Here is a 23,127-nt window from a genome sequence, read left to right as displayed (position 1 = left end):
TTATATGCAAAAAAGTAATTTGGGTAATATTATATTAATAACTGTGGGTTGCCTAGGGATGTTAATAAGTTTGATAAGTGCAATTTATATATATAACAAAGAGGAAATAGGGGAAATAATGAAATCCAGTTCTTTTTGGGATTTTAGAAAGAAAGGAATAAGTAATAATAAGCAAATGTCAAATAGTCAGAATTTATCTAATAGTAAAAGTATGAGGATAGGAGGAACAAGCAGTAGAATAAGTCAATCTATATTGAATAAAGATGTAGAAGGTTTAGGCTTAAGGGATAAATCACAAGCTTTTTATGAAGATGAAACTACATTTTTAGAAGAAGAGACTCAATTTATTCAGGAAGAGGAAACTGAATTTCTTCAAGAAGATACACAATTCTTAGAAGAAGAAGCTCAGTTTATTCAAAAGGAAAATGCTAAGATTCACAAAGAAGAAACTGTTTTGCTGGATGATGATAATAACAAATAAAATATCTGACTTTAATTATAGCTTTAATATTTAAAAGCTGGAGTAGTGTAAAATGCTACTTAAAAACAAAGACAAAACTATATAAATATGGGAAAATAAGTAATATAATAAAAATGTACTATATTACTTTATTTGGAAAAGAATTTAGATTTATTAGAATGTGTAAACGAGGGATGAGAATGGAATTTTTAACGGTATATCATACAGATATAGGAAATCAGAAGTCTGTAAATCAAGATGCTCTTTTAATAAAGACTGCTAATAGTTCAAGAGGAAATGTGGGCTTTTTTGTTATGTGTGATGGAATGGGAGGATTGTCAAAGGGAGAAATGTCTAGTGCAACAGCTATTATGACAATGTCCAGATGGTTTGAGAAAATCCTGCCAACTATTATCTTAAGTAATGAATGGGAAGAAGAAATTAAAACTAGCATTATTGACACAATAAAAAAATTAAATTTAAAGATAAAAAGGTATGGTGAAGATAATGATTTAAAACTTGGTACTACCCTTACAATTCTTTTAATTATTGAAAATAAGTATTTGGTGTTTCATGTTGGTGATAGTAGAGCGTATAAGATTGAAGATAATTTGTATCAGATTACAAAGGATCAAAGCTTGGTTCAAAGAGAAGTTGATTTAGGCAATATAACAAAGGAACAAGCAAAGACTTATCCTAAAAGAAATATATTACTGCAATGCATTGGCGTGGTGTCAGATGTGAAAATAGTTGTGTATGAAGGTAAGGCAGAGAAAAATCAGATATATATGCTTTGTACAGATGGATTTTATCATGAATTAGATGAGAAAGAGATAGTAGATAAACTATCTTCAAGGGATTTAGTGGATGAAGATAATATGTATAAAGCTTGTGTTGATATGGTTGAGCTAGTTAAAGATAGAGGAGAAAGGGATAACATATCAGTTTTGTTAGTAAAAATTATTTGAGAAAAAGTAAAAAGGTTATATTAGAGGTGAAAGATGCCAAAAGAATTAAAAGATTATATGCTAGGAATAATTTTAATGGTGCTACTGGCAATAGTATTATTAAGCACTTTATTAAAATCAAAAGCTCAAAAAAAATTCTATAAAAAAAGCCCTATGGAAAGGAATAATTATACGGTATATGTTCCTTTTAGTGAAAGTGAGGATACTGAAAAACTTGAGGTAACTGATTTAGATGCTTCGAGTTGCAGCCACATAGATAAAAATTTTTGTATAGATAAAAACATTATAGTTGTACATTCTAAGTCAGTAATTTAGATAGATTTTATTTGCAAAGGGGGAGAGATTAGTGTCTATAGCATGTAGTTTAATTTCAAAGAAAAAAATAGAGGATGCAGAGAATAAAATTTTACAAATATCATTTCAAGATAAAGAGCTCATAGATTTTCAAATTGAGATGATAAATAATCACAAGGAAAGAGGGTTAATAGAGGTACAAAAGTATATTTTTAATAAAGATATAAACTTAAAGTATTATGTAACAGGCCTTGAAAGTTTAGAGGATTATATTAAGAATACCGAAATAGATAAAGAAAGTATAGCTAAGATATTTAGTAATATTGCCGATATAATTTTGCATTGTAAAGAGCTGTTGTTGGAAGGTGATAACTTTATCTTAGAAAAAGATTGTGTTTATATTGATCTTAATATAATGGAAATAAAGTTAATAAATGTGCCTCTAATGGAGAGGTATAGTGAAAATATTAATGAAAGTTATATGAACTTAATTTGGGATGTAGTTAGGACTATATTACTAGAAGCCAAAATTAAAAATGGAGATGCAGATTATTTTGTAAATCTAAAAAACAATATTAGAGATAATAGATGCAGCATTAGTGAATTTGTTGAGAAGTTATCAGTTAATAGAAATAATAAAGCTATAAGGCGAAATGAAAGTAAATCAACAATATCTGAGAATAGTCCATTACAGGAGAAGAAAAATATAAGCAGAACAGTAGAATCTAGACCTAGTATCGTATCTAAACAAACGCCAAAGATAGATGTAAGCAAAAACAAATCAATAGAGCCTGCAAATCAGCCACAGGCAAAAGCTAAAGAAATGCAGCAGGTAATTTATGAAACTGTAGAAAAAGAAAAATTCTCTACAATAAGATTGATATTAGCAGTAATGGTACAACCAATAATTATTGGAATTATATTAAGTCTATTCATCGTTGATGGAATGGAAGTTACTCAAATAGCTGGAGGAGCAATGCTTCTAGCGGCATTAGACGTATTGGTTTTAAGAGTTATATTAGATAAAACTAAGAAAAAGAAGGTACAAGTTAAAGTTAAAAAAAGTGTGACTGCAGAATACAAACAACAGGTTAAGTTAAATGAGCCTAAGGGTAAGGTTGCAGAGAATAAACCTTATGAACCTTATAATACGTCACAGGTCAAGGATGAAAGTACAACTCTTCTAGATTCTGATACTTCATTCCTAAAAGCTGAACCATATTTAGAATTAAAGGGTGAAGGTATAAAAAAATATATAGAAGCTAGTCCGTTCATAATTGGAAGACAGGCAGAATTTGATCAATGGATAAAGAGCAACAGTATAGGAAGAAGGCATGCTCAAATAGTTATTGTAGGTGATGATTATTATTTAGAAGATCTTAATTCAAAAAATGGAACCATCCTTAATCAACATAAATTAGGAACTGGAGAACGCGTTAAGCTTAAGGATGGAGATATAATCACATTGTCAGATTTAATACTGATTTTTAAGATGGAGTAGGAGAGAATTATGGGAAAGTTAGGTTTAATTATAGTTGATTATGATAAAAAGTATTTAGACTATTTAAATAAATACCTCTTAAATACTTATAGGGGAAAGATAGATATTACATGCTTTTCGAATAAAGAATTATTTCTAAAAGAAGTAAATACGATTAAGAATAAGGATGTTCTATTGATAAATAAGGAAATGTACGATGAGAGATTAGAAGGAATAGGAATTTCTTGTGTTCTTACTATAGTAGAAGGTGATTTTAATCTAGCAGAGGATAGAGGCCAAAGGATTCATAAGTATAAAGATGTGGATAGGATGTATGATATCATCTTAAAATCTTATTTTGATATAAATCCAGAGAAGGTAACAGCGGTATATTCAAATAACAATACTTCTACAAAGATTATTACTGTTTATTCGCCAATAGGGGGAACAGGCAAGAGTACATTAGCAACAGCTTTAAGTGCTTCACTAAGTGCTAAGGGAAGAGATGTTCTATATTTGAATTTAGAGGATGTACAAAGTACTAACATGTATTTTCAAAGTGATAAAAAAACTACATTATCAGATTTTATTTTTGAGGTTAAGGATCAATCCACTAAGTTTACTCAAAATCTGATTAATATGGTGAATAGAGATAAAAATACTAACGTTTATTATCTAGAGAATACAGAGAATATTTTAGATATTGAGGATATGAATGAGAATGATATTAAGTGGATGCTTGAGAAACTTTTAGAGTCAGGGCAGTATGAATATATAATTTTTGATACTAGCAGCAAATATAATTCAATTTACGAAATTATTTTAAATTCTTCAAACTTGGTTATAGCACCTGTGGCTAATAGTATGACGTCTGTAAGTAAATTAAACTTATTCATGAGTTGTATAAGTGATGCTAAAAAGTATTATTTTGTTTGCAATATGTATGATAGAACGGAAAGAGTTATTGAAAATTCTGTAGTACCTATAAACCTTATGATTGACGAAGATAAAACGCTAAGAACATGTTCAGGATATGAAGCGATTTGCTCAACTGTTATTAAGAGAGCAGTTGCAACTATGGTACAAGAATTAGGCTTGTAGGGGGAATTTTAATATGGATAGTGTTTTAGAACAAGAAATTGTAGATGAAATTAAAGAACTGTTACAAAGCCAGGTTTATATACAGAAGGAATTAAGTGATGAAGAAATAAAGGAAGTAATTAAAACAAAACTAAATGAAATTATAAAAGAAAAGAATATAAGAATCAGTGTTGGCAATAAAAAGGAATTGTTAGACAAAGCATTTAACTCAGTTAAGAGATTAGATATACTTCAGCCACTTATAGAAGATAAGACAATTTCAGAAATAATGATAAATGGTTGTAATGATATTTTTATTGAGAAGAATGGAGTTATTGAAAAGTTAAATAGAGGCTTTGACAGCGTTGAAGCTTTAGAAAATATAATTCAAAAGATTGTTTCTACAGTAAATAGAGTGGTTAACGAAGGTGAACCTATAGTAGATGCTAGATTAAAAGATGGTTCAAGAGTAAATGTTGTTTTACCACCTATAGCTCTTAATGGGCCAATTGTAACTATAAGAAAGTTTCCAGACAAGCCGTTTACTATTGAAAAAATGATAGAAATGGGAAGTATATCTCAAGAGGCAGCAAGCTTTATTAGAAAGCTAGTATTAGCTAAATACAATATATTTATTAGTGGGGGAACAGGTTCAGGAAAAACTACATTTTTAAATGCATTGTCTGATTATATTCCTAAAGATGAAAGAATTATAACCATAGAAGATTCAGCAGAACTTCAAATAAAGCATATTGATAATATTGTTAGACTTGAAACAAGAAATAAAAACACAGAGGGTAAAGGGCAAATTAGCATAAGGGATTTAATAAAAAGTTCTCTTAGAATGAGACCAGATAGAATAATTGTTGGTGAGGTCAGAGGGGCAGAAGCTTTAGATATGTTGCAAGCTATGAATACAGGGCATGATGGGTCTTTATCAACTGGACATGCTAATTCAGCTATAGATATGTTATCAAGACTAGAAACTATGGTGCTTACTGGAGTGGATTTCCCTATTGCAGCTATAAGAAAGCAAATTTCTTCAGCTGTAGATATAATAATCCATTTAGGCAGACTTAGAGATAGATCTAGAAAAGTATTAGATATAAGTGAAGTCCTTGGAATAAAAGATGGGGAGATTATTCTAAACAAGATATATGAGTTAGTTGAAGAGGAAGGGTCCACAGATAAGAAAGTAATCTCAAGGTTGGTAAGAACAGATAATAAGTTTCATAGTGTTGCTAAGTTGAAAGTTTCTGGAATTTATGAGGGGGAATAGATTAAAGATGAATTTTATGTTAATTATGGTAGTCATGGGTGTGATAGTAGCAGCAACTATAGTGGCAATTGTTTTGATTATAGTAAATAGCAGAAAAGATTATGAGGAAATAGATGATGGAGCAGTAGGTGAGAACACAGTAGCTGTTAAAAGAAAAACTATCACAAAAATTAAGAAGGACGCTGAACAAGCAGTAAATAAAGAGGGACTTATAAATTACAATTGCTATGAAATGACATTAATAGAGAAGGTAAAGTGGTCACTTATAGCAATGGGAGTAGTTTTTATATGTTCATATATTTTTTATAACAGCGTTATTTGGGCAGGTATCGTTTCATTAATAGGTATAGGATACTACAAAATTAAGAAAAAAAATATTATTTCCAAAAGAAAGCAAAAGTTGTTGCTACAGTTCAAAGAGGCTTTGTATATAATATCATCCTCTCTTAGTGCAGGAAAATCAGTAGAAAATGCCTTTGTTGATGCATATGATGATTTGAAAACTATTTTTGACTTTGGAAAGGAAGACTACATACTACAGGAACTCACTTATATAAATAGAAGGATAAAGATAAATCAAACCATTGAAGAAGCTTTAGATGATTTTGCAACAAGAAGTGGTTTGGAGGATGTAGTAACCTTTTCAAGTGTATTTGGTGCTTGCAAATCTACAGGTGGTAATTTAAAGAGTGTAACAGAAATTACATCTAATATTATTGGTGAGAAAATAAGCATTAAGCAAGATATAGAGACCTTGATTTCAGGTAAGAAATTTGAGTCTAATATCTTAACTATAATACCATTTGCTATAGTTTTGTTTATAAGAATATCTTCCCCAGATTTTTTGGAACCACTTTACACTATACAAGGCAGACTTATTTCCACAGGGGCTTTAGTAATTATATTAATATCTACATTATGGGGAAGAAAGATAACCAATATAGAGGTTTGATAAAAATAACAAGTATGAGGGCATAAGTTCATAAATTGATAAGCCAACGTTTTATAGTGAATGAGTAAAAATAGTCAATATAGATGCAAATGGCTGACTTGATGAATAGTAATCACAATTATGTTTTGAAAGAGAAATAAAAAATATAGAGGTGTAAGTATGATAGGAATACCTTTGTTAATTACAATTGCAATTACAGCAGTGTTATATTTATTAGCTAAAAGGAATACAAGCTATGCAACTGAAGTAAGCAATATGAATAAAAAAGAATACCCGTTAAGGGAAGTTAGAATAATTGGACTTTTAATAATAGATAGGTTTGGATTAGAAAAATTCAAGAATAGAAGTAGAGCGATATATGAAAAAATGTTTTCAATGTATGGACTAGAGGTACAAGAAAAATTCAGATGGCATGTAGCTTACAAATTAACATTAGCCATTATTGCTATAAATGCGGTTTATTTCTTAATGCTTGCTAGTGGTGAATTTAATGTTATTTTCCTTATTGCAGGACCTGTAGTTGCTGTAGGAGCATATATTTTAACTGATTCCATTGAAGAAGAGAATTTTAAGAAGAGAAGTAAAGCAATTAGATATGATTTCCCTGAATTTTTAACTAAATTAGTTTTATTGGTAAATGCAGGTTTAACCCTAGAAAGAGCTTGGTGGACTATATTAAAAGATATTAAGGGTGAACCTACAATTTTAATAAAGGAATTGACAAAAACATATAATGATATGAGTTCAAATATACCTAAGAGTAAATGCTTAAATGATTTATCCAAAAGATGTAAGATTCCAGAGGTAAGCAAATTTACATCAATTGTGCTTCAAAATATAAGCAGAGGATCAGACAGTATGGTTTTTATGCTGCAGCAATTATCAGATGAATGTTGGGAGGAAAGAAAACAAATGGCTAAACAGAAGGGAGAAGAGGCATCAACAAAGCTTTTATTTCCAATGATGTTGATGCTAGCAGCTGTTTTCTTAGTTGTATTAGTACCTGCAATGATGCAATTATTTGCATTATAAAATATAAAATAAAAATAGAATGGAGGAGTTAGAATGGAGATTACAAAAAGGTTTTTCAAGGAAGAAGAAGGGGTAGCAACTATTGAAATTGTATTGATTCTTGTAATTTTAATTGGATTAGTATTAGTGTTTAAGCAACAAATAGGAGCGCTTCTTACTAAAATTTTCACAAAAATAAATAATTCTGCTAACAGTGTAATAGGCTAAATGCTACACAAAAATAAGGGGGTATTAACAATTGAGGCGGCATTAATAATGCCGCTTGTTATGTACGTTGTTTTCATAATGATCTTCACATTTTTGTTTATATATAGCAGAGTGTATGTGGCACTAAGTGTAGATCATGTGGTGGCACAGGTTACAGCTCAGTGGTACAGCCGAGGAAGTGACTTTGATACGATTAAGAGTGGTAAAAATAGCATTATTGCAGAAGCTTTTGCAACAGCATTTTCTACAGATAAAAAGGTTGCAATAGTAAAAACAAAATTAAAAGATAAAGTTGATTCAGGTATACCAATGAAGGTGGATTTTAGTTCTGATGTTTCAGTATTTCCATATGTTGTAGGAGAACAAATGACTATAAAAACAAACTGTACGTATAAGTTGCCCTTATCGGGTTTGTTTAAATTTTTTGGAATGACTAAAGATGGCATGGTTCATGATTCCAATACTAAGGTTGTAAATCTTTCTAATAATGAGGCTAATATGAGGACAATCGCTTATACAGCAAAATTATTAGGAAGAGCCAAGGATAAGGCTAAGGGTATTTTGGATAAGGTGAAAAGTTCATTAAGTAAAGGAGGGCAAACAAATTGAAGAATGGAAAGGGGGTTATAACTGTATTTTTAGCTCTTATTTACGGTATGCTAATAGCTTTCTTTTGCACACTAATCGATGTGACAAGAATCAATAGTACCAAGAACCAGTTAATAGTTGCAACAGATGCAGGAATTACATCAGGGTTGTCTAGTTATCAAAAAGATTTGTTTAAAGATTATGGTATGATGACTTTTAAGAATGGTTCAGATATAACGCAAACTGTAAAAAAGATTATGCAAGAGAATGTTCAATATGGAGAGACTACTAATAATTTATTTAAGATTGATTTACCTCCAGATAACATAAATGTAACCGCTGGGGATAGCCCCTTTGTGGATGATAAGATAATGCTTCGGCAAATGATTTATTCTATGAAGTATCAGGGTACCGAGAATTTAGCATTATCAGTATATAATCAGTTGAAACAAATTTTAAATTATAAGGATGTAGCAAAAGATACAGATGATATACAGGCACTAGAGAAAAGTAAGGAAAAGAAAGATTTAGATGAATCTATTGCAGAAATGAGAAAGGCACAGGAAAATGCTATAACAGCTGTGGTGGAGTTAGCAAAAAACAATAAATATAGTGTTTTGAACAAGAATAATAATTCTAAGAGCATGGGGTATATACCATTAATGCCTCAGACAGCTTTGTTAGCAATATATAAGAACAATGGTCCTATATTTGGCTGTATAAATAATGTTAAGTCATATAACAACACAGTGTATATGGAAAAGGTATATTCTTATTTATACACAAAAATGATATTGGAAATGTATGAAAAATATATCACAAAAGAAGCAGAGAAGCATAGCGATAAAGACGATGACAAACATGAAAATAAAAAGAAATTAAAGCGTGCTAACAATTTGAATACCTTATTGTCTTTATTAAATCAACGTTTTGGAAACTTAGGATATTTGGAGCCAATGAGTTCTTTCAAACAAGAATTAACTGATTTAAAAAAAGAAATTGAAAAAGACAAAAAAGGAGTAGATGATATAGTATCACATAAAACTGTATATATTCAGTTGATGCAAAAATATAATGCTCTTGCTGTTAGAGATCAATGTCAAGTGCGCGATATGGCTGACAGCACCTATAAGGAGTATATGAAGATATTAGATGATTCCACAACAATACAATCTGAATTGCAGAATGTGATAACTAAAATTACTTCAATAATAAGCACTCTTGATAAATACGATTCAGAGATGAATAAGGCATCGAGAAAAGCAAATGAATGGGCAGAAAAGCACACTACTGATGATGTATTTAGAACCATGGATAGTGTAATAGATTTAGACTCACCAGCTAATGTGTTAATAGATACCTTGATTATGAAGGTGTGTAATAGTGATGAATTAAGAAAGAACAGTAAAATAGGTGAATATGTTTTGACACCTATGAAGCAGATGGACACAGTTGATGGAATATCAGTTGTGGAAACCTCTAAATTAAAATGTCAGTCTAATGAGGAATATGAAACCTTTTTTCAGAAGATTAAAGACTTATATCAAAAAATAAATAGTAAACCAAGTTTATCTGAGATATTGGATAAATATGATTCTCATGCAACTATTGACAAGTCAGGGCTACCAAATACATCTTCAGAAGAAGGAGAGTCTGGAAGCTTTTCAAGTCAACTTTTTAAGATGCCTAGTATAAATGGTGTGGATCAAGTAGGCTCATTTATAGATGCAGGAGGACAACTAGCTGATAAGATATATTCAATAGAATATATAATGACATATTTTAGAGAAATGGTACAACCTAAGGGAAAAAGAATTCCAGAACTAACAAAGTGCACAAAAAATAAACTTAAGTATGAGATAGAAGCCATAATATCAGGAAAATATGATGACCAAAAATCTAAAACAACTATGGAAGATGATCTGTTTATAATAAGAGGCGCATTGAATTTTATAAGTTTGATGACTTATCAAGAGTCGTTAAGAAAATTTATAGATGTAGTTTCACTTGCTATAGCTGCGCTAACTCATCTACCAAAAACAATAATAAAGTATATGATAATGACTGTATGGGTGCTTTTGGAAACTAGGTGTGACCTTATTGATTTATATAATGGGTATAAGGTGCCTTTAATAAAGACTGATTTTGAACAATGGTGTACGAAATTTGGTTTGAATGAAGATGATTGTAAGAATTCACATCAAGGATCAACTTTGCAATCCAATATAAGTAGTATGCAAAAGCATATAGAAAAGACTGAAGAAAAATCAGTATATAATGATCAAGATTATGAAGCTAAACAAGCTTTGGGGAGAATTAAGCTTTACTATACAGATTATATAAGATTTAAGCTTTTAATAACAGATTCATCAAAGTTAATAGATAGGTGTCAAGATTTAATAACAGCCAATGAAGATTTAAAAGGAAAATTCCAAGATTATGATACTTCATTAAAAGTAGATGTAAATAACTCAAAGGTAAATATATTATTTAATACTCAGACTTTCTCGGGAAAGGGAAAGATCAATAAGTTTAATGAGTTTACCTTTAAGAAAGCATATAACTAGGAGGAAATAAAGTGAAAAGAAAGATAATAGCAGGAATATTGATATTAAGTATGGTAGCAGGGGTAATGGGATGTAAATCAAGTAAGGATAATACTACAAAGACTCCAGCAGTAGCAACAGGAGCAGCACAAAGTAATGATAATAAAGATCAAAATGCACAATCAACAAGCACTGATACAAACCAAGATAATAATGATGAGAATAAGGCAAAGAAATTAACTTCACCAGAGATAATAAAGAAGTTTGAAGAGTTAAGACCAAAGGTAACAGCGTTTTTAAAAGAAAAGCTAGAAAAGCCTAATGTTGGGAAAGGTGACGAGTTTAAGGTTTATGAGAAAAGTAATGATGTAAAAATAAAGGATTTTAGTGGAGTATCTTATGTAGAATATAATGATCATGTTAAGGATAAAGGGCATTATTCTTATGGAGCATATTCAATATCTGCTAAAGAGAAAGACGTGGAGTCTACAGAAGCTGCAAATATAGTAACAGATTTATGGTTAGTTATAGACGAAGATAAGATTGAAAAAGAAGGCTTTAAGATTCAAGGAACACTTTTTGAAGAATTTATAAAACTAGTGTCTACAGATACAGTTGATATAGCAGGGTTAGAGAAAGAAGTAAGTGCACATGTTACAGAAGATGGTGGAGTTACAAAGCAATATGGCAATACTGAAATAAACTTTAGGATAATGGATTCAGAAATGATGTGTACAATTACAATTGAGTAGATATATATAACGGTTATATTATTAAATGATATTAGTTATATAGTTATGTTCTTAAAGGTAAATTCAAGAAAAATAGCATCCTGCTTTTAGTTGAGCTAATAAGAAAGCTTCAATGAGTTTACCTTTAAGAAAGCATATAACTAGGAGGAAATAAAGTGAAAAGAAAGATAATAGCGGGAATATTGATATTAAGTATGGTAGTAGGAGTAATGGGATGTAAATCAAGTAAGGATAATACTACAAAGACTCCAGCAGTAGCAACAGGAGCAGCACAAAGCAATGATAATAAAGATCAAAATGCACAATCAACAAGCACTGATACGCCCCAAGACAATAATGATGAGAATAAGGCAAAGAAATTAACTTCACCAGAGGTAATAAAGAAGTTTGAAGAGTTAAGACCAAAGGTAACAGAATTTTTTAAAGAAAAACTAGAAAAACCTAATGCCGGAAAAGGTGATCAGTTTAAGGTTTATGAGGAAAGTAATGATTTGAAAATAAAGGATTTTAAAGGTGTAACCTTTGTTAAATATGATGATGCTGTTAATACAGAAGGACATTATTCTTACGGAGCATGTTCTATATCACCTAAAGAGGTAAAAGTGGATTCTACTGATGCACAAAATATAGTTGTAGATTTATGGTTAAAAATAAATGAAGATAAGATTGAAAAAGAAGGATTTAAGATTCAAGGAACTCTTTTTGAAGAATTCATTAAACTAGTGTCTACAGAAACAGTTGATATAGCAGGATTAGAAAAGGAAGTAAGTGCGCATGTTACAGAGCAGGGTGGTGTTACAAAACATTATGGAAATACTGAGATAAACTTTAAGATTTTGGATGGTCAATTGATTTGTACAATTACAATTGAGTAGATATATAAAACAGTTCTATTATTAATTTATATTAGTTATATAGTTATGTTCTTAAAGGTGGATTCAAGCAGAATAGTATACAGCTTTTAATTTGGCCAATAAGAAAGCTTCAATGAGTTTACCTTTAAGAAAGCATATAGCTAGGAGGAAATAAAGTGAAAAAGAGTAAGGGTGTAATAACAATAGAGGCTGCTTTGGTAGTCCCAATATTTGTATTTGCGGTTTTGTTTATGGCACAATTTCTAAAGATTGTATATATATATGATACAATTCAAACAAATGTTTATAACACTGCCAAGTTTATTAACGGATATACTTATATTGCTGATGTTACTAAGGAAAATGAGTATGTAGATAAAGATCAAGATCTGAGTAAAACCATAACTAAAGTACAAGAAATATTTACAGATGCAGCAGCACATGGATCTGCAAATGGGTTAGGTGGACAACTAAAAGCTACGGTAGAGAATTTTATAAAGAGTATGCTGGCTAGTGGAGTGCAAGAAGTGTCAAATAAAATTATACCAGAGATATCTGAAAAACTTCTTGATAATGATTTAAAAGCAGCTAAAGGTAGTGACTATAAAAAGTCATTAGGAATTACAAGTGGATTTGATTTTAGTAAAAGCAGTATAACATTAGGTGCAAAAGGAGAAGTAAAGTTAATAGTTGAATATGAAGTAAAGGTTGAAGTACCACTGCTTACTACTCCAAAGACAATGAAGTTAAGAAATCAAGTAGTTATTAAAAATTTTGCAGGGGTATAAGCCTAAGGAGGATTTTATGTCAAACGTTATTATAGGGACAATTGTTGTTGTATTAATGACAGTAGTTCTAAATATTATAATAGATAGTTTAATTCTAAGAGAAAAAGAAGATATATTTGAATTTATAAAAAGTTTCTGGAAAGAAAAAAAGTATATAATAATGTATTCTGTTTGCATTATATTAGAGGTAACTCTATTTATATTAATAGGAGCAAATTCAATATTTTATTTATATTATTTTATGTCCTTGCTGTTATATAGGATTGCTATAATAGATTACTTTACTAAGTATGTGGAAAATAAGTTATTATTATTATTGATTATAACAGCAGTATCCTCCTTAGTGATTGATCATGGTGTTAAACTAAGCAATGCAATTATTACAGGGGGAGTGACTTTTCTTATATTATTTATTATGTCCAAGGTAACTAAGGGAGCGCTAGGAATGGGAGATGCTGAACTTTTAGGGATACTTGGTTTTGTTTTAGGGTTTCAAGGATTAATGAGCATATTAGTATTATCAAGTGTATTTGTTTTTTGTATTAGTATATTCTTGATAATTAAAAGCCGAGCTAATAAAAATAAAGAACTCGCATTTACACCATTTATTTTTCTGGCACTATTTACAGTTCTGATAATAAATAATATATAGGTGATCTTATGCGGATTGTAAAGATTATATTGCTATTTATTATTGTAAGCTTAGCAATGTACACAGATATTAAGGAAAATAAAATAAAAAATAAACACTTAATTATTCCTTTGGTGCTAGGTATTGTTTTATCATTTATAAGTGGTGGAGTTGAGGGAATGAAGGACTCACTTCTAGGTATGATAATTCCTATAGGCATTTTTTTTGTAGTCTTTCTATTTAGAATGTTTGGAGCTGGGGATATAAAGCTTTATTGTACTATAGGAGCAATAATGGGAGTGAAGTTTATAGAAAATAATATTATATACTCGTTTTTATTAGCGGGAATAATTGTGATAGTATATCTTCTTATTACTAGAAAGTTGACTAAAAAAATCATAGATATATATTTTCTACTTAAGAATTCTATAGTAACAAAAAGCATAGGTGAATTTTCACAACATAAATATGAACATTTTCCATTTGCTAGTGCCATATTTGCAGGGACTTTGTTTCAAGTAATACTTGGATATAACTTTATTTAATAATGAGTTGTATCTAAGTAAAATACATAAATAGCTTTGTTTAGGAGCTTTTAATGAAGTAATCGTTAGTATTTTACGACAAATTCAAGAGTGTATAATTTGGCTGGAGTTTTTTGTAAATCAAGTGTGCTGCGTAGATATTAGAACCTATATAGAACTGTTCCATAATAATGTTGGTGGTTAATTTAGTGGACAAGCTACAAAAAATCGACAAAATTTTCACCAACATTTAGATGGAATACTTCTATATGCATTTTTAAACAGACATATAGGTATGAAGTAATATTTCAAGGTAGAGTAGTACTTTTTAATTTAATAAAAAATTTTTGCAATGCAAAGGAGAACTTTAGAATGGAGTTCTCCTTTTTAGACTTTAGAAAATTGTTGTTAAGGAAAAATTGAGAATAGGTTTTTTAAGTAGTATAAATCACTAATCATCTAAGTATTTTTTGTATTTATAGAAAAAAATTTAAACATTTAAGTGGTTTATATTGACAGCTTAGAAAAAGTATACTAGTATATAAATATAATAGTAGTACATTTGATACTACTAAATAAAAGGGTAGATATATTTAATATAAGTTTTTGTGGAGAAATAATTAATGAGAGGTGTAATATGCATGAATGATCAAAGTGTAAGCGAAAAGTCTTATTACAAGACTATGCTAGCAATAGCTATACCAGTTTCTATTCAAAGCTTATTTCAAGCATCGCTAAGTGTTGTAGATCAGTTTATGGTAGGACGATTGGGTGCAGATGCAATTGCAGCTGTTGGACTTGGCTCAAGATTTCCTTCAATTTTCTTAGTGACTTTAGGGGCTGTAGGGGCTACTACATCTATTATGGTTGCACAATATTGGGGGCAAAAAGATGATAAAAATATAAAAAATGTAGTGGGTGGAAATTTATTATTTGGAGCAATAATAACAGCAATATTTTCTGTGATTTCGCTTTTATTTTCAAAGCAGGTACTCGGTATGTATACCAATGATATGAAGATAGTTGGGCTTGGAAGTGAATATCTTATAATTAACGCTATTGGATATATACCAATGCTTTTAATAACTATTTATGCTGCAGTGCTAAGGAGTACTGACCATGTAAAATCACCAATGTACGCAGGCGTATTTGCAGTTTTAATGAATACATTTCTAAACTATCTGCTTATATTCGGTAATTTTGGATTGCCTAAGATGGGCTTTTTAGGTACAGCCTATGCTACAACAATTACAAGATTTTTAGAAGCAGCTATACTAATGGTATTTACCTATGCCAATAAGTATCCAGGTGCATATAAGATAAAGGATATGTTCAAAATACCAGTTTCATTTATGAAAAATATCTTAGTTATAGCAAGTCCATTGTTAGTTAATGAATTTATGTGGGCTTTAGGAGAAACCATGTACTCTATTGTGTATGGTAGAATGGGGACAAATGAAGTTGCGTCAATGACTTTAACCTATCCTATTCAAAATTTGAGTATTGGTTTATTTACAGGTGTTAGTAGTGCAGCAGGAATTATGATTGGAAGTAAGCTAGGCTCAGGAGAAGATGGACTTGCCTTCAAATATTCAAAGAAATTCATTAGAATGGGAATTGTAGGTTCAGTTATTTGGGGTGTTGTACTAGTTGCTGGTTCAAATTTATACATTTCAATATTCAATATACCTAGTGCCCTAAAAGAATGTACATTCAATTTATTAGTGATGTATAGTATTGTTTTGTGGATTAAAGTGTCCAATATGATTATTGGTGGTGGTATATTAAGAAGTGGAGGAAAAACTAAATATACACTTTTCTTAGATATGCTTGGAACTTGGGGAATTGGGGTTCCTATAGGATTTATCTCAGCCTTCATATTAAAGCTACCTATTCAATGGGTTTATTTGCTGATTTCAGGAGAGGAATTAGTAAGACTTATCATTGGTCTTAAATTAATGTACTCAAAGAAATGGATGAATAGACTAACTCAATGTGCTTAATGAAATCCTTAATATATAATAGCAGTAAATTATTTATTATAGTTTACTGCTATATTTTTATCATACAGTATATTTTATTTATTCTCTTGAAAGTTTCTTAAACTCAATTACAGATTAGTAGAGTTATTTATGAAATATCCTAAACTTAAGTGTAATTAGTCTTGTCTACTACTTACTTTCTGCAACAGCATACAAAAGAGCCGGTTTTAACTAATGGATCTGTGGTTATAAAATTAATAGTTAAATCTGTTTCTTTTAAAGCTTCTTCTATTTCATTAACATCATGTCCACAAAGTTCAAATTTTTCTACTACCTTAATTGGCATTTCATTATTTGGTTTTATGTCTATATTAATTTCTACTTGTATCCTATCGTTAATTTTATAGTTTTTCCATATAAATGAGTATTTATCAGAGTCAAATGTGTAAGTATTGTTTATCATTGTTAAGGCTTTGCTTTTTGTTCCACCATCAAATATAAATATACCACCTTCATTTAAGTGGTGACTTATATTTTTAAATGTTTTAATTAAATCTTCTTTGGCAGCTATATGCCCTAAAGAATCAAATGAAAAAATAAAATCATATTTTTGCTTTAAGTCAAAGTTTCTTATATCTCCAGTGAATACTTCTAGTCCTTTTTCTCGTGCCTTCTTTAGCATATTACTGTTTATATCTAGTCCTTGAACATTCCATCCTTCATCTTTAAGTTTTTTAGCAAGTATGCCAGTGCCACAGGTACAATCTAAAATAGAGTTAGGTTTTAGATTATATTTATCTAATGTTTCATTTACAAGTTTAAAGTATTTATTGTGTAAATCAGGACAGTTCTTTTGTATAAATTCATCATAAAATTCGCTGAAAATATCATAAGCGTTATATGTTTTCAATTTTACATCACCTCGTAAATTTCTGATTAATATTTCATGATAATTGCATGAATTCAATGCAATTATCATGGTATTATTTATATGATAATACTTTATTAGGATAAATTAAAGCGTTTATATAAAAAAATATTATAACATTGGAATTCTTAATCTGATAGAATTATAATCAAGATAATAATATAGTAGGAACAGAGGAGAATGAATTATGGATTGGTATTGCGCAGTTTGGAATTGTGATGAAGTAAATAGTGAAATGGCAGCTCAATATATATATGAAAAATTGTGTGAAGGAGACACTTCATTAGTTGGAGATATAGATATTATTGATGAATTCTATGAGGATTTGATGAATAGAAATATAAAGATTAATGCAAATAAAGGAAAAGGGTTTGTAATTATAGCTTGTGACTTTGATAATGCAGAATACATTAATGAATTAGTTCAGAAATTAGCTAAAAGTCACGGGTTATCCTTTTATGAACCCCAGAATATGATATATATATTTTAATAACATTATGCACTGTTGTTAAATGGTTGTGGTAAACCTATAATGAAATTAATGGAAGGTATTATAAAGGAGTTAAGTTTTATGAATAAAGTAGCTATAGTCTATTTTTCAGGCACAGGAAATACTAAGTACGTGGCAGATAAAATGAAATCAGTCATTGTGAGAAAAGGTATTGAGGTGGATTTAATTAATATAGAAAAGGATAAAATAAATCCTAAATTGTATAATAAAATTATCATTGGTGGACCTGTGTATGTTGAGAGATATCCTGAAATATTATTAAGATATTTGAAAGAAAATTTGTCTGAGTATAAAGGAGAGTGTATGTTGTATTCAACTCAAGCTTCAGAAGGACAAACACCTGTATTTCAGCATGCAATGAAAAGGATTAAAAAGGTGAACGTATCGTATTTTGATTATATTCCTATGCCTAATAATTTTTATAATTTTATGTTTAAGCATTGTTCCAAAGAAAAAGAAGTTCAGTTAATAAAAGAAGCTAGTGAAAAGGCTGAAAAGGCTGCATTAGAATTTTGTGAAGGGAAATCTAAAAGTTATGATATGCCTAATAATAGAGTGTTTTTGGCTGATTTTGCGTACAAGCTTACATATCCATTTCTTAGAGATTTTCTTTTGAGAAAACTTAAAGTGGATGAAAGTAAGTGTATTAACTGTGGTTTATGCGTGAGATCTTGTCCAGCTAAAAGTATAAAGATACAGCCTAAATTGAAAATTAATAATAAATGTACATTTTGCCAACGTTGCATTCATTCATGTCCAAAGAATGCATTTGTGTATAAAGACAAGCCTATAATTCAATATAAGCCAGATAGAGGAGAGGGAAAATGAGAAAAAGTTTAATTGTTTATGAAACTCAATATGGTACGTCAAAAAAGGTGGCAGAAATATGTTCTTTAATTGTAGGAACTGCTAAAATGGCAGATATTAATGCTGTTCCAGCAAACGTTGATACTTATGATAACGTAATTTTTGTTTTTGGCTTTTATGGATATAATACAGCAAAGAAAACAAAGGAGTTTATAAGAAACAATAAAGAAAAATTATTGAGTAAAAGGGTAGCTGTAATAGGAGTAGGTATATCTGTTAGAGATTTAGATAGATATGCAGAAGAATTGTTTGTTGAACTTGGAAGAAAATCAGACTTTACGGCATTTGTTCAAGGTGAATTGATTGTTAATAAGCTTACTGTAGAGGATAAAAAAGTGTTAGAGAAGTTTTTTGAAAAAGCTAATATACCTTTTAAGGATATGGGACATTTTAAGAAAGAAGATGCATGCAATGTTGCAGCAAGATGTGCAGAAGTACTAAATAAACCTTCTTTAGTACCAAGTAGAGAAGAATTAATGCTGGCAATTAATGAATTTGTGCGTCAACATAATACCTGTGCATTGGGAACTGGAGCAGGGGAATTTGTAAGATGCACCCCTATAGAATACTTGTATTTAAATGATGCATTTTATTTTATAAGTGAAGGTGGATTTAAGTTTAAAGCAATTTTGCAGAACCCCAATGTATGTATTGCAATATATAACGAGTATACAGACATGCAAAACTTAAAAGGTCTTCAGGTGTCAGGACAAGCTGAAATAATACCTTTGTATAGTGAGGAATATAATGAAGTTATGAAAGTAAAAGGGCTAAATCTGAAGAATTTAAGTAACATGCCAATAGTGTTGAATTTATTCAAAGCTAAAGTAAGTAAATTTGAATTTTTAAATTCTGAATTTAGAAAAAATGGTTTTGATGCTAAGCAAGTTTTGGTAATATCAGAATAAAAATATTATATAAGTCTAATGAATATTATACATCAATAACCAATAAGGCATCTCATAATTATTTTGCGATTTTATGGGAAGCCTTATTTTTCATTAAAAATAAGTAAATATTTTAAATAAATATAATAAAATGGTTTAAAATGTAATATAATAGAGATTGATGTGCAGCTAATGAATAAAGTAATAGTGAGATTTCATGAGTAAGATATTTGCAGATAAAAAGTAAGTAAAAATGTGACACACATTTTTAGTTAGACAAGGAAACAGATTTATCTGACAGTTGATGAACTATCAGATAAATCTGTTGACATAGTATAACAGAAAATAGAGTAGTATACGAAATTACTTATTTTTTAAATATGCTGAATATAATAAAAGTTAAAAAGGGGAAGATGAATTATGAATGTAAAGGATCAGGTAAACAACATGAAAAATAGCAATGCTGTACAAGCTGTTAAGGCATTGCTTAGACCTACGTGGAAGGCTATAAAAGAAGGAAAAGCTTATGGAATATTAATTTTGTCAACAATATTAATGGCAATTTTTATTCCAATGAATTTTTTTATAACAACAATGTTTAATTTTCTAAGTGTGGGATTAGACAATGATTTTTTTAAAGGTTTTACATTTTATACTTTAATTGATTACATGAAAGATGGTTACTTTAAACATATAGGTGCTGCATTGATACTAGGATTATTTATTTGTTTAATATTTTTCATCATAAAAGCAATTATAGCTATATTTATAGTTTCAAATGCAACAGTAAAATCTACAAAGGCATTTGTTGAACAAGGAGCACCAGTATCTGTTGGGCAATATTTTAAGTTATCTGTTAATGAGCTACTTAAATTCAGTTGGGGATTGTTTGTTAATGTTTTTTTACCAGTAATAATAGTAAGCATAATTGGAGCTATAATTAATTTGATTCCAGGAATTAAAGGATCTGCAGGAGCTGCTTTAATTAATTCATTTCTTTATTATGGATTGCTATTTAGATATATAGCTATAGTTTTAAACATAGATGGAGACAGTGCTATGCAACTTAAGGCAAAATATTGGTTAGCTTTTGCACTTGTAATTTATTTGGTAACATCATTTATAAGTTTTGCTATTGTAAAAGATATATTAGATATAGGATTTATGATGTTTAGTGTGTTAGTTTTAACAAAAAATCCTTATTATACTGGTGAGGAAATAAGGGATAAGGTGAACAGTTAGCATTGCAATTTTACTATGGAATTAGCAATGAGTTTTAAAGTTTTAATGGTTATAGTTTAAAGATTAAATCTTAAAAGGTAATTATTTTTATTAAGGACTATCTTCTCGAATATTGTTTGGGAAGGTAGTTCTGTTTTTATCCGATAGCTACCATACATAACACTTGGACAGAAGGGATGCGTGCTTTTGGACGAGGTACCCATTGATGGTGTAAGTTCAATTAGGATTTGGATAGGGATACACCTCAACTGAATTAAGTTTCACTTGATGAATAATAATTATATATATTCATAATATATAGTTAATGCTGAATGTATAGTTGATGTTGACATTATGAATTAGTAGAGTTATTATTTATTAGGAAACTATAAAAACTAAAACAGTTTCCTTTATGAAAAGGGAGATGAAGAAATGAAAGATAGAGTGTTTTCAAGAAAAGAATGGGCATTTTTAATTACAATAAGTTTATCTTTAGGAATAAGACAAATGGCAATGACTATGGTTATGCCATTTATTTCAACCTATAGCAAGACATTAATGTATAATAGTGCTACTTTAGCAGGGGTTGCCTTAGGTATATTTGGTTTGATGCAAGCAATATTTCAAATACCTTTTGGAATATTAAGCGACAAAATAGGCAACAAGCGTGTTATGCTGATAGGTTTAATGCAAGTTATTATTGGATTAATCATAGCATTTAGAGCTAAGAGTATATATATGTTAATTGTAGCAAGAGCACTTCAAGGAAGTGGTGCAATTATAGCAACAGGATATTCTTGGGTTACAGGTAGTGTTAGTGATGAAAAGCGTCCAAAAGCCCTAAGCTTATTAGGAATGATTATTGGTTTTGCAGCATCAGCTTCATTTGCTTTAGGACCTTTAACTCGCAAGTTCCTATCAGTAAGGCAGATGTTTTTAATCAGTGCTATACTAATATTCTTAGTATGGTCTGTGATACTAATTTTCTTAAAAAATCCTCCTGCTATAAAGAATGAGGAAACTTTAGAAGAAAAAATTGATACAAGACACGTAATAAAAGAATTATTGAGCAATAGGGTGTTTGTAACTCTTAATATAGCAGGATTTTTTAATAACTATATCTTAGTATCAGTATTTTATATTGTTCCTATATATCTTGAAAAAATAACTGGTATCAATGGTATGTGGAAAGTTTTTATGCCAGCTGTAATAATTGCTATAATATGTATGAGAAGATCTATAAAGTTTGTAGAAAGAGGACATGGACTAAAACTTATTTTGATAGCCTTTATTATAAGTGCGATAGGTTTAGTTTTTTATTTTAATAATAAATCTTTTTACTTTATACTAATAGGGACGATATTTTTTATGATAGCTTACATTTCTTTGTGTACTTTGATACCTTCTGTAGCCAATGAAATAGCCAAGGATGGTTCTAGAGGTACAGCAAATGGCATAATAAATAGTTTTCAATTTATAGGATCATTTGTTGGCTCAGTGATTACAGGAGCATTGTGGGAGAATCATGAAAGCATGGTGCTAGTTGTAGTTATAACAATATCAATAGTTGGTTTATTGTTAGTGAGGGCATCTGAAAAATAAATATAATGAGATTATACTTATTTTTGCTCTTATCTATTAACTCCTATGAAATATGTTGTTAACTAAAAGAATTCAAATATTTATCAAGTTTCACTTGATATATGTAAATGTAAATAAAAATGGGGATGATGGAATGACAGATGTAATAATGAAAGTTGCTGCTGAAAAGATTCAGATGTATGGATTAAGGAAATTTACTATGGATGAAATTGCAGCAGAAATTAAGGTTAGTAAAAAAACTATATACAAGTATTTTAATAGCAAGGATGACATTATAGCTGAGTACTTCAGAGAAATAGTAGAAAGTGATAAGAATTATACAATTGAAGCTATAAAAAAAGCAGATTCTTTAGAAGAAAAATTGAATTCAATAATATATTCTTATCATAAATATAAGCTCCCAATTAGTGTGCTTGATGAGGCTTATAAGTTTTACCAGGATCAGTGGGAAAAAGTTCAGCAACTAAAAGATTTTAAATTAAATCTTATAAAAGAAACAATAAAAGAAGCCATAGACCAAGGCATAGTAAAGCCAGACATACAATTATCTATTATTAGTACTATATTAGAAAGTGTTAGTAATACATTTTTAGATTATAAATTTTTAAGTCAGAATGATATGACAATGAAAGAAGCTATGAATCAAGTAATGTCAATATTATTACATGGGATTATAAAATAGGGAGAGATAAAT

The 23,127-nt window shown here is 29.6% G+C and carries 24 protein-coding genes; 23 read left to right on the top strand and 1 reads right to left on the bottom strand.

What is annotated here, in order from left to right:
- The first annotated feature begins 4 nt into the window (after nt 1–4).
- The 17 genes from OCU47_RS13550 (at nt 5) to OCU47_RS13470 (ending at nt 16,438) form a co-directional block, all read left to right on the top strand.
- On the top strand, nt 5–481 hold the full coding sequence (locus OCU47_RS13550; protein ID WP_261829137.1) for a hypothetical protein: 477 nt from the start codon (nt 5–7) through the stop codon (nt 479–481).
- Nucleotides 482–660: 179 nt separating this feature from the next.
- Entirely contained in the window at nt 661–1,428 is a 768-nt protein-coding gene (locus OCU47_RS13545) for a PP2C family protein-serine/threonine phosphatase (RefSeq protein WP_261829136.1), read from the top strand.
- A gap of 33 nt (nt 1,429–1,461) precedes the next feature.
- A complete protein-coding gene (locus OCU47_RS13540; RefSeq protein ID WP_261829135.1) occupies nt 1,462–1,743 on the top strand; it encodes a hypothetical protein in 282 nt (93 codons plus the stop codon).
- Nucleotides 1,744–1,774: 31 nt separating this feature from the next.
- Nucleotides 1,775–3,223 (top strand): FHA domain-containing protein, encoded by a 1,449-nt coding sequence (locus tag OCU47_RS13535; RefSeq protein ID WP_261829134.1) that lies wholly within the window; start codon nt 1,775–1,777, stop codon nt 3,221–3,223.
- 9 nt (nt 3,224–3,232) lie between these two features.
- A complete protein-coding gene (locus tag OCU47_RS13530) occupies nt 3,233–4,303 on the top strand; it encodes an AAA family ATPase (RefSeq protein WP_261829133.1) in 1,071 nt (356 codons plus the stop codon).
- 13 nt (nt 4,304–4,316) lie between these two features.
- Entirely contained in the window at nt 4,317–5,561 is a 1,245-nt protein-coding gene (locus OCU47_RS13525) for a TadA family conjugal transfer-associated ATPase (protein ID WP_261829132.1), read from the top strand.
- Nucleotides 5,562–5,568: 7 nt separating this feature from the next.
- Nucleotides 5,569–6,513, top strand: a complete 945-nt coding sequence (locus OCU47_RS13520) for a type II secretion system F family protein (RefSeq protein ID WP_261829131.1) — start codon at nt 5,569–5,571, stop codon at nt 6,511–6,513.
- A 159-nt stretch (nt 6,514–6,672) separates the two neighbouring features.
- Entirely contained in the window at nt 6,673–7,545 is an 873-nt protein-coding gene (locus tag OCU47_RS13515; RefSeq protein WP_261829130.1) for a type II secretion system F family protein, read from the top strand.
- Nucleotides 7,546–7,578: 33 nt separating this feature from the next.
- Nucleotides 7,579–7,752 (top strand): Flp1 family type IVb pilin, encoded by a 174-nt coding sequence (locus OCU47_RS13510; protein ID WP_261829129.1) that lies wholly within the window; start codon nt 7,579–7,581, stop codon nt 7,750–7,752.
- A 117-nt stretch (nt 7,753–7,869) separates the two neighbouring features.
- Nucleotides 7,870–8,361, top strand: coding sequence for a hypothetical protein (locus OCU47_RS13505; RefSeq protein WP_261829128.1), 492 nt, complete (start codon nt 7,870–7,872; stop codon nt 8,359–8,361).
- A complete protein-coding gene (locus tag OCU47_RS13500) occupies nt 8,358–10,907 on the top strand; it encodes a DUF5702 domain-containing protein (protein ID WP_261829127.1) in 2,550 nt (849 codons plus the stop codon). The genes OCU47_RS13505 and OCU47_RS13500 overlap by 4 nt, the downstream gene beginning before the upstream one ends.
- A gap of 11 nt (nt 10,908–10,918) precedes the next feature.
- Nucleotides 10,919–11,638, top strand: a complete 720-nt coding sequence (locus tag OCU47_RS13495) for a hypothetical protein (protein ID WP_261829126.1) — start codon at nt 10,919–10,921, stop codon at nt 11,636–11,638.
- Nucleotides 11,639–11,793: 155 nt separating this feature from the next.
- Entirely contained in the window at nt 11,794–12,513 is a 720-nt protein-coding gene (locus OCU47_RS13490) for a hypothetical protein (protein ID WP_261829125.1), read from the top strand.
- Between the two features lie 155 nt (nt 12,514–12,668).
- Complete coding sequence (locus OCU47_RS13485; RefSeq protein WP_261829124.1) at nt 12,669–13,280, top strand: TadE/TadG family type IV pilus assembly protein; 612 nt, start codon at nt 12,669–12,671, stop codon at nt 13,278–13,280.
- 16 nt (nt 13,281–13,296) lie between these two features.
- Nucleotides 13,297–13,932 carry a prepilin peptidase gene (locus OCU47_RS13480; RefSeq protein ID WP_261829123.1) on the top strand — a complete coding sequence of 212 codons (636 nt, stop codon included), beginning with the start codon at nt 13,297–13,299 and terminating at the stop codon, nt 13,930–13,932.
- 8 nt (nt 13,933–13,940) lie between these two features.
- Nucleotides 13,941–14,456 carry an A24 family peptidase gene (locus OCU47_RS13475; RefSeq protein ID WP_261829122.1) on the top strand — a complete coding sequence of 172 codons (516 nt, stop codon included), beginning with the start codon at nt 13,941–13,943 and terminating at the stop codon, nt 14,454–14,456.
- 602 nt (nt 14,457–15,058) lie between these two features.
- The gene (locus OCU47_RS13470) at nt 15,059–16,438 is read left to right on the top strand and encodes an MATE family efflux transporter (RefSeq protein ID WP_261829121.1); all 1,380 of its coding nucleotides are present in this window, start codon (nt 15,059–15,061) and stop codon (nt 16,436–16,438) included.
- A gap of 172 nt (nt 16,439–16,610) precedes the next feature.
- Here the strand turns inward: OCU47_RS13470 and OCU47_RS13465 are convergent, their stop codons facing one another.
- The gene (locus OCU47_RS13465; RefSeq protein WP_261829120.1) at nt 16,611–17,327 is read right to left on the bottom strand and encodes a class I SAM-dependent DNA methyltransferase; all 717 of its coding nucleotides are present in this window, start codon (nt 17,325–17,327) and stop codon (nt 16,611–16,613) included.
- A 205-nt stretch (nt 17,328–17,532) separates the two neighbouring features.
- Between OCU47_RS13465 and OCU47_RS13460 the strand changes: the two genes are divergently transcribed.
- The 6 genes from OCU47_RS13460 (at nt 17,533) to OCU47_RS13435 (ending at nt 23,115) form a co-directional block, all read left to right on the top strand.
- Nucleotides 17,533–17,835 carry a hypothetical protein gene (locus tag OCU47_RS13460; protein WP_261829119.1) on the top strand — a complete coding sequence of 101 codons (303 nt, stop codon included), beginning with the start codon at nt 17,533–17,535 and terminating at the stop codon, nt 17,833–17,835.
- Nucleotides 17,836–17,916: 81 nt separating this feature from the next.
- Entirely contained in the window at nt 17,917–18,684 is a 768-nt protein-coding gene (locus OCU47_RS13455) for an EFR1 family ferrodoxin (protein WP_261829118.1), read from the top strand.
- Nucleotides 18,681–19,631 carry a flavodoxin domain-containing protein gene (locus OCU47_RS13450; RefSeq protein WP_261829117.1) on the top strand — a complete coding sequence of 317 codons (951 nt, stop codon included), beginning with the start codon at nt 18,681–18,683 and terminating at the stop codon, nt 19,629–19,631. Before OCU47_RS13455 ends, OCU47_RS13450 begins: the two co-directional genes overlap by 4 nt.
- Before the next feature lie 399 nt (nt 19,632–20,030).
- The gene (locus OCU47_RS13445) at nt 20,031–20,852 is read left to right on the top strand and encodes a hypothetical protein (protein ID WP_261829116.1); all 822 of its coding nucleotides are present in this window, start codon (nt 20,031–20,033) and stop codon (nt 20,850–20,852) included.
- Nucleotides 20,853–21,263: 411 nt separating this feature from the next.
- On the top strand, nt 21,264–22,433 hold the full coding sequence (locus OCU47_RS13440) for an MFS transporter (protein WP_261829115.1): 1,170 nt from the start codon (nt 21,264–21,266) through the stop codon (nt 22,431–22,433).
- A 133-nt stretch (nt 22,434–22,566) separates the two neighbouring features.
- Nucleotides 22,567–23,115, top strand: a complete 549-nt coding sequence (locus tag OCU47_RS13435) for a TetR/AcrR family transcriptional regulator (RefSeq protein ID WP_261829114.1) — start codon at nt 22,567–22,569, stop codon at nt 23,113–23,115.
- Nucleotides 23,116–23,127 lie beyond the last annotated feature (12 nt).

The sequence above is a fragment of the Clostridium sp. TW13 genome, from assembly GCF_024345225.1.
GTDB lineage: Bacteria > Bacillota > Clostridia > Clostridiales > Clostridiaceae > Inconstantimicrobium > Inconstantimicrobium mannanitabidum.
The sequence above is the reverse complement of the archived record's forward strand: the minus strand, read 5'-3'. Positions and strand labels throughout refer to the sequence as shown.

What these genes read in the sequence shown, in the direction of transcription:
- OCU47_RS13550 (WP_261829137.1), top strand. Translation starts at nt 5, where the DNA reads ATGCAAAAAAGTAATTTGGGTAATATTATATTAATAACTGTGGGTTGC.
- OCU47_RS13545 (WP_261829136.1), top strand. Translation starts at nt 661, where the DNA reads ATGGAATTTTTAACGGTATATCATACAGATATAGGAAATCAGAAGTCT.
- OCU47_RS13540 (WP_261829135.1), top strand. Translation starts at nt 1,462, where the DNA reads ATGCCAAAAGAATTAAAAGATTATATGCTAGGAATAATTTTAATGGTG.
- OCU47_RS13530 (WP_261829133.1), top strand. Translation starts at nt 3,233, where the DNA reads ATGGGAAAGTTAGGTTTAATTATAGTTGATTATGATAAAAAGTATTTA.
- OCU47_RS13525 (WP_261829132.1), top strand. Translation starts at nt 4,317, where the DNA reads ATGGATAGTGTTTTAGAACAAGAAATTGTAGATGAAATTAAAGAACTG.
- OCU47_RS13520 (WP_261829131.1), top strand. Translation starts at nt 5,569, where the DNA reads ATGAATTTTATGTTAATTATGGTAGTCATGGGTGTGATAGTAGCAGCA.
- OCU47_RS13515 (WP_261829130.1), top strand. Translation starts at nt 6,673, where the DNA reads ATGATAGGAATACCTTTGTTAATTACAATTGCAATTACAGCAGTGTTA.
- OCU47_RS13510 (WP_261829129.1), top strand. Translation starts at nt 7,579, where the DNA reads ATGGAGATTACAAAAAGGTTTTTCAAGGAAGAAGAAGGGGTAGCAACT.
- OCU47_RS13480 (WP_261829123.1), top strand. Translation starts at nt 13,297, where the DNA reads ATGTCAAACGTTATTATAGGGACAATTGTTGTTGTATTAATGACAGTA.
- OCU47_RS13475 (WP_261829122.1), top strand. Translation starts at nt 13,941, where the DNA reads ATGCGGATTGTAAAGATTATATTGCTATTTATTATTGTAAGCTTAGCA.
- OCU47_RS13470 (WP_261829121.1), top strand. Translation starts at nt 15,059, where the DNA reads ATGAGAGGTGTAATATGCATGAATGATCAAAGTGTAAGCGAAAAGTCT.
- OCU47_RS13460 (WP_261829119.1), top strand. Translation starts at nt 17,533, where the DNA reads ATGGATTGGTATTGCGCAGTTTGGAATTGTGATGAAGTAAATAGTGAA.
- OCU47_RS13455 (WP_261829118.1), top strand. Translation starts at nt 17,917, where the DNA reads ATGAATAAAGTAGCTATAGTCTATTTTTCAGGCACAGGAAATACTAAG.
- OCU47_RS13450 (WP_261829117.1), top strand. Translation starts at nt 18,681, where the DNA reads ATGAGAAAAAGTTTAATTGTTTATGAAACTCAATATGGTACGTCAAAA.
- OCU47_RS13445 (WP_261829116.1), top strand. Translation starts at nt 20,031, where the DNA reads ATGAATGTAAAGGATCAGGTAAACAACATGAAAAATAGCAATGCTGTA.
- OCU47_RS13440 (WP_261829115.1), top strand. Translation starts at nt 21,264, where the DNA reads ATGAAAGATAGAGTGTTTTCAAGAAAAGAATGGGCATTTTTAATTACA.
- OCU47_RS13435 (WP_261829114.1), top strand. Translation starts at nt 22,567, where the DNA reads ATGACAGATGTAATAATGAAAGTTGCTGCTGAAAAGATTCAGATGTAT.